Origin of the sequence: Streptomyces marokkonensis (assembly GCF_039539045.1) — a bacterium.
GTDB classification, from domain to species: Bacteria; Actinomycetota; Actinomycetes; order Streptomycetales; family Streptomycetaceae; genus Streptomyces; species Streptomyces marokkonensis.
In genome coordinates this window covers 2,502-8,397 of the sequence record NZ_BAABCQ010000071.1, presented here as the reverse complement: position 1 = coordinate 8,397, position 5,896 = coordinate 2,502, and the positions used below count along the sequence as shown (strand labels likewise).

At 74.3% G+C, this 5,896-nt stretch carries 3 protein-coding genes, 1 tRNA gene and 1 other RNA gene (1 of these 5 running past the window's edge); 4 read left to right on the top strand and 1 reads right to left on the bottom strand.

Going from position 1 to position 5,896, the window contains the following annotated elements:
- Positions 1–64: transfer RNA gene (locus tag ABEA26_RS18955), tRNA-Ser, on the bottom strand (it extends 124 nt beyond the left edge of the window).
- 73 nt (positions 65–137) lie between these two features.
- On the opposite strand from ABEA26_RS18955, the gene ffs reads away from it, so the two are divergent.
- The 4 genes from ffs to ABEA26_RS18935 all read left to right on the top strand — a co-directional run.
- Positions 138–236, top strand: an RNA gene (gene ffs, locus ABEA26_RS18950) — signal recognition particle sRNA small type.
- A gap of 161 nt (positions 237–397) precedes the next feature.
- Positions 398–2,740, top strand: coding sequence for a DNA polymerase III subunit gamma and tau (locus tag ABEA26_RS18945; protein ID WP_345593740.1), 2,343 nt, complete (start codon positions 398–400; stop codon positions 2,738–2,740).
- 144 nt (positions 2,741–2,884) lie between these two features.
- On the top strand, positions 2,885–4,162 hold the full coding sequence (gene purD / locus ABEA26_RS18940; RefSeq protein WP_345593738.1) for a phosphoribosylamine--glycine ligase: 1,278 nt from the start codon (positions 2,885–2,887) through the stop codon (positions 4,160–4,162).
- Between the two features lie 321 nt (positions 4,163–4,483).
- Positions 4,484–5,896 (top strand): M48 family metalloprotease (locus ABEA26_RS18935; RefSeq protein WP_345593736.1); only part of this gene is annotated, 1,413 nt, incomplete at its 3' end.

The window sequence follows — 5,896 nt, the reverse complement described above, 5'->3', positions numbered from 1 at the left end:
TCGTGAGGGGTTGCCCCCAACACGCTTTCCAAACGTGCGCCCTAGGCCTCTAGGCGAATCCTCCGCAGAGAACATTACATGACGTTGGAGAGTGCTTGCGAACTCGTTCTCCGGGCCCCGCATCGGGTAACGTGTGGCTCAGCCCCTCACGCGGCGCTATCTGACTGAACTCCCCCAGGGCCGGAAGGCAGCAAGGGTAGGTCGGCTCTGGCGGGTGCGTGGGGGGCGCTTGCGTTCGCGGGGCAGGTCGGGGTCGCGGTCGCCGGGTTCGCCGAGTCGTAGGGTCCGCCGGGTGATCCGGTCCGCCGGGTCGGCGGGGTCGTGGGGCGGGGCTCGCGGGGCGGTCCGGTTCCGGAGGGCGGGCCGGTTGTCGGTGGGCGCCTATAACCTCGTATGCGTGTCGTCTCTCGCGCTCTACCGCCGTTACCGCCCGGAGTCCTTCGCCGAGGTCATCGGTCAGGGGCATGTCACTGACCCGCTGCAGCAGGCGCTGCGGAACAACCGGGTCAATCACGCGTACCTGTTCAGCGGTCCGCGCGGATGTGGCAAGACGACCAGCGCCCGGATCCTGGCGCGCTGTCTGAACTGCGAGCAGGGTCCCACCCCGACCCCGTGCGGCGAGTGCCAGTCGTGCCGCGACCTCGCGCGCAACGGGCCGGGGTCCATCGACGTCATCGAGATCGACGCGGCCTCGCACGGTGGCGTGGACGATGCCCGTGACCTGCGAGAGAAGGCCTTCTTCGGGCCCGCCTCCAGCCGGTACAAGATCTACATCATCGACGAGGCCCACATGGTCTCCCCGCAGGGCTTCAACGCCCTGCTGAAGGTCGTCGAGGAGCCACCGGAGCATCTGAAGTTCATCTTCGCCACCACCGAGCCCGAGAAGGTCATCGGGACCATCCGGTCGCGGACCCACCACTACCCCTTCCGGCTCGTGCCGCCCGGCACCCTGCGCGACTACCTCGGCGAGGTGTGCGACAAGGAGGAGATCCCGGTCGAGGACGGCGTGCTGCCGCTCGTGGTGCGGGCCGGCGCGGGATCCGTCCGGGACTCCATGTCCGTCATGGACCAGCTGCTCGCGGGCGCCGGTGCCGACGGTGTGACGTATGACATGACGACCGCCCTGCTCGGCTACACGGACGGCTCGCTGCTCGACTCCGTCGTCGAGTCGTTCGTCTCCGGGGACGGCTCGGCCGCCTTCGAGGTCGTGGACCGGGTGATCGAGGGCGGCAACGACCCGCGGCGCTTCGTCACCGACCTGCTGGAGCGCCTTCGTGACCTGGTGATCCTCGCCGCCGTGCCCGACGCGGCGGAGAAGGGGCTCATCGACGCCCCCGCCGACGTCCTCGACCGGATGCAGGATCAGGCGCGGTCCTTCGGTGCCGCCGAGCTGAGCCGCGCCGCCGACATCGTCAACGAGGGGCTCACCGAGATGCGTGGCGCCCACTCGCCCCGCCTCCAGCTGGAGCTGATCTGCGCGCGCGTGCTGCTGCCCGCGGCGTACGGCGACGAGCGCTCGGTGATGGCCCGCCTGGACCGGATCGAGCGCGGTGTGCAGTTCTCCGCGGGTTCCGGGGCACCTGCCATGGGGTACGTGCCGGGGCCCGAGGCGCATGCGGGTGCGGGTGGCGTCGCGGCCGTCGCCGCGCCGGTTCCGCCGGGCGGCGGCCCCGCCGCGGCCCGCGCGGCGGTACGGGGGCCCGGGCCCGGTGGCGGTGTCCCGGCGTCCGGTCAGAGCGGCTCGCCTTCGGAGACGGCTGCCGGTGCGGGGCCCGCTCCTGACGAAGACGCCGGTGCCGCCGGTGCCGCCGGAGGCAGGCCGCCGCAGGCCGCCCCCGCGCCTCCCCCCGCCCCCGCGTCTCCCCCCGCCCCCGCGTCTCCCCCCGCCGCCGCGGCGGCGCCTGCCCCGGCGCCCGCGGCCGCGCCCGGGGCCTGGCCGACCACGGCGCCCGCGGGTGGCGGGCGGCGCCCTGGAGGGTGGCCCACGGCGGCACCCGCGGGCGGCGGACAATCCCGGACGCCTGCCGATCCGGGTCCCGGTCCCGTCTCGGCCCAGGCCCAAGCTCCGACCGCGGTTCCGGCCTCCGCTCCGGCCGCTTCCGCCCCCGCCTCTTCGCCGCCGGGCGCGGGAGTCGACCCTCGCACGATCTGGCCCAACATCCTGGAGGCGGTCAAGAACCGCCGCCGGTTCACCTGGATCCTGCTCAGCCAGAACGCCCAGGTGACCGGCTTCGACGGCACATCTCTCCAGATCGGTTTCGTCAACGCCGGTGCTCGGGACAACTTCCTGAGCAGTGGCAGCGAGGACGTGCTGCGGCAGGCCCTGGCCGAGCAGTTCAACGTGCAGTGGAAGGTCGAGGCGGTCGTCGACCCCTCCGGCGGCTCGGCACCGCCGCCTCAGGCCGGGCCTGCGGGCGGTTATGGCGGATCCGGTGCCGGTGCCGGTGGTGGTGGTGGCGGCGGCTTCGGGGGCGGTGCGCCCGCGCAGCGTCCGTCGGCGCCCTCGCCCGCGGCCCCGCCTCCGGAGCCCGCGCCCGCCGCGCCGGGACGGACGTCGGGCCCGGCGTCCGCATCCACCCCCGCGCCGCGGCCCCCGGCGCCCGAGCCACGCCCGGTCTCCCCCGAGGAGGACATTCCCGAGGACGACGACCCCGACCTCGACGAGTCGGCCCTCTCCGGCAAGGAACTGCTGGTGCGCGAGCTGGGGGCGTCGGTGGTCGAGGAGATCCCGCACGAGTAGCGGGCGGCCTGCGGGACCGGGCGGTCCAGGGCAGTCCCGGGGCCCGCACCGGGGCCCGGGCTGGAGGAACGTACAAGCCCGTGAGCCCCACCCCTTCGGAAGCCCGCACAAACCGCACCGGCCCGTTCCCATTAGGCTGACCCCGTGAAGGTCCTTGTCATCGGCGGCGGCGCCCGCGAACACGCCCTGTGCCGTTCCCTGTCCCTCGACCCCGACGTCACCGCGCTGCACTGCGCACCCGGCAATGCCGGTATCGCCGAGGTCGCCGAACTGCACCAGGTCGACGCCCTCGACGGCGCGGCCGTCACCGCGCTGGCCACACGGCTCGGCGCCGAACTGGTCGTGGTCGGTCCCGAGGCGCCCCTCGTCGCCGGGGTCGCCGACGCCGTGCGCGAGGCGGGCATCCCGGTCTTCGGCCCCTCCGCACCGGCCGCGCGGCTGGAGGGCTCCAAGGCCTTCGCCAAGGACGTCATGGCCGGCGCGGGCGTACCCACGGCACGCTCCTACGTCTGCACGACCCCGCCCGAGGTCGACGCGGCCCTCGACGCCTTCGGCGCCCCCTACGTCGTCAAGGACGACGGGCTGGCCGCCGGCAAGGGCGTCGTCGTCACCGACGACATCGAGGCGGCCCGGGCGCACGCGAACGCGTGCGACCGCGTCGTCATCGAGGAATACCTGGACGGTCCCGAGGTATCCCTCTTCGCCGTCACCGACGGCGAGAACGTACGCCCGCTCCAGCCCGCCCAGGACTTCAAGCGCGCGCTCGACGGCGACGAGGGCCCGAACACCGGCGGCATGGGCGCGTACTCACCACTGCCGTGGGCCGACCCCAAGCTGGTCGACGAGGTCGTGCAGAGTGTGCTCCAGCCGACCGTCGACGAGATGCGCCGCCGCGGCACCCCGTTCTCCGGGCTGCTCTACGCCGGTCTCGCGATCACCTCGCGCGGTGTCCGCGTGATCGAGTTCAACGCGCGTTTCGGCGACCCCGAGACCCAGGTCGTACTGGCCCGCCTGAAGACGCCGCTCGCCGGCCTGCTGATGGCCGCCGCCACCGGCAACCTCGCCGACCTCGAGCCACTGCGCTGGAGCGACGACGCGGCCGTCACCGTGGTCGTCGCCTCCCACAACTACCCCGCCACCCCGCGCACCGGCGACCCGATCACCGGCCTCGCCGAGGTGGCCGCCGAGGACGCCCCGCACGCCTACGTCCTGCACGCCGGCACCCGGGACGAGGGCGGCGCCGTCGTCAGCGCCGGCGGCCGCGTCCTGTCCGTCACGGCCACCGGCGCGGACCTCACCGAGGCCCGCGACCGCGCGTACCGGGCCGTCGCCCGCATCGGTCTCGACGGCTCCCAGCACCGTACGGACATCGCGGCGAAGGCGGCGGCGGACGCCGCGACGGAGGCCGTCGCCGAGGCGTGACGCCGACCCGGACGGGGGTCCGGGCAAGTAACCGGACAGCAACCCTCCGCACCGAACCCGACAGGCCCCGGATCCGCTCAGGAACCGGGGCCTGATCCTTGCTGTCCGTCATCCACCTTTCCCCAAAGCCATTCCATCGAGTGACCGATGCGCCATACGGCTGACGGGCGTGAGGGCCCCAACTAGGGTGCCGCGCAAGCGTTCCGGCACTTGGCCCACCGGCATTGCGATGTCAGTGGCGGGTGCCACAGTGGGGAAGTGAGCAAGAGCCGGAGAGCAGCAGGAACGTCCAGAGCAGCAAGGAGGGGGTGAGGTCCGGCCGTGACCGGTACCGGTGGTGTGGAGATGGGCGCGCAGGCCGCGCGCTCCCGGGCGCTGGCCGTGCTGCGCATCCGCAGCAGGGCGCTGGCCGTCGCCCTGCTGCCCGCTGCCGCCGCCGTGATCCTGCTCGTGGGCGGCTCCACCGGGCACCTCGCGGGCGGGGCCTGGGACGTCGTCCGCTGGACCGTTTCCGCGCTCGCTCTCCTGGTGCTGGCGGCCGCCGCCGGAGTCGCCCTGGTCGTCGTCCGTTCCCGGCCTGCCGTGACCCCCACGGTCACGATCGCCGAGGAGTCGGCGCCGGACCTCTACCGGATGGTGCGTGACCTGGCCGACCGGCTCGACGTCCCAGCCCCCTCCGCGATAGCGCTCACACCGGACTGCGACAGCTGGCTGGAGGACCGTACCCATCCGGCGCACGGCCCGCCGCCCGAGGAGCGGCACGACGACGTGGCCGGCGTGGGCGGACCCGCTCACCGCAGGACCGCCGCCGCACCCGTCCTCGTCATCGGCTCACCCTTCCTGTGGTGGATGCGCGTCGGTGAGCTGCGTGCCGTCCTGGCCCCGGTCGTCGCGGGGACCGGGCCTTCGGCGCACCCCGACATAGCCGCGGCCCGCCGCTTCATACGGGGCCTGGACGCCGCGGTGGCGGTGGCCGCCACGGGCGGACGCGGCCCGCTGTCCCGTGCGGGACGCGCGGGTCTCGGCTGGGTGTCCCGGCTCCTGCTGCGCGGCTGCCGCGTTCACGCGGCCGAGATGGAGCGCGGGGTCGCGGCGGCCGCCGCCGAGCGCGCACAGGCTGTGGACTACGGCCTGCGGATCGTCGCGCAGGAGCAGGTCGGGCTCGCCTACGCGGGCTGGGACCGCCTGCTGACCCGGGTCGCGCTGCCCGCCTGGCGGATGGGCCGCTGGCCCTCCCGGCTGGATGTGGGCGTCGTCGCCGCGCTCACGGAGCTGTCCCGCCGCGACCGCCTGGCCGAGGGCTTCGCCTCCCGACTGGGTGAGCGTCCGGCCTGCGACCTGCTGGAGGAGCCCGGGGCGATGGACGAGGCGGTCTCCCTCCTAGCCGCCCGCCTCTTCCACGGCGGGCCCGCCGAGACCGGCCCGGACTGGGCGCCGGTGGGATGGGACGAGTATCCCGAGGAGGTCGTCGACCGGACCTGGCGCACGGAGGCGGCCCGCCTCCACCGGGTTCTGGACGCCCTGGGCGTCCGCCGCGCCGCGGAAGGCGCCGCACCGGGCACCGACGGTCCTACCCTGACCCGCGTTCTGGACCACCTCACGACATCGCCCGCCCCGGCCGCCGACAGCCCTTGGGGCCAACGGGACACGAGAGCCGGAACCGGCACCGAATCCCGGTCCGGCACCGAATCCCGGTCCGGCACCGAATCCCGGTCCGGCACCGAATCCCGGTCC